Source organism: Microbacterium alkaliflavum (assembly GCF_044325405.1).
GTDB classification, from domain to species: domain Bacteria; phylum Actinomycetota; class Actinomycetes; order Actinomycetales; family Microbacteriaceae; genus Microbacterium; species Microbacterium alkaliflavum.
On sequence record NZ_JBIQWL010000034.1, the window covers coordinates 1 to 548 of the forward strand.

Genomic DNA, 548 nt, shown 5'->3' on the forward strand with positions numbered 1-548 from the left:
ATCCAGGGCGCGTGGGTGCCCGAGCCGTGGGTGTCCCGGCTGGTCATCGACGGCGGCGGGCACGTGCTGCAGGACGAGGCCGACCTGTGGCCCGACGGCCAGTTCCCCACCACCGTGCTGCTGGTCAGCGCATCCTTCCTCACCGACCACCCCGACGTCGTGAAGGACCTGCTGCAGGCCAACCTCGACTCCGTGAACTGGATCGCCGACAACCCCGACCAGGTCGCCGACGTCGTCAACAAGCAGCTCACCGCCGACACCGGCAAGCCGCTGTCCGACGAGGTCATCGACCGCGCCCTCCAGCACGTGTCGTTCTCGGTCGACCCGCACGCCGACACCTTCCAGACCCTCGTCGAGAACGGCCTTGCAGCCGGCACCCAGAAGAAGGGCTCCATCGACGGCCTGTTCGACCTGCGCCTCCTCAACGGCATCCTCACAGACGCCGGAGCGGACACCGTCTCGGCCGCCGGACTCGGCAAGGACTGAGCGATGGTGGGGACGCCCCGAACGAGGCGTCCCCACGGTCATCTCCCGCGTGAGCGCAGGCC

At 69.3% G+C, this 548-nt stretch carries 1 protein-coding gene; it reads left to right on the forward strand.

Translation table 11 applies throughout. The features are described 5' to 3' along the window. Positions 1-486: ABC transporter substrate-binding protein (locus tag ACH3VR_RS23335; RefSeq protein WP_397558736.1), on the forward strand; the 486-nt coding region annotated here is incomplete at its 5' end. Between the last annotated feature and the right edge of the window lie 62 nt (positions 487-548).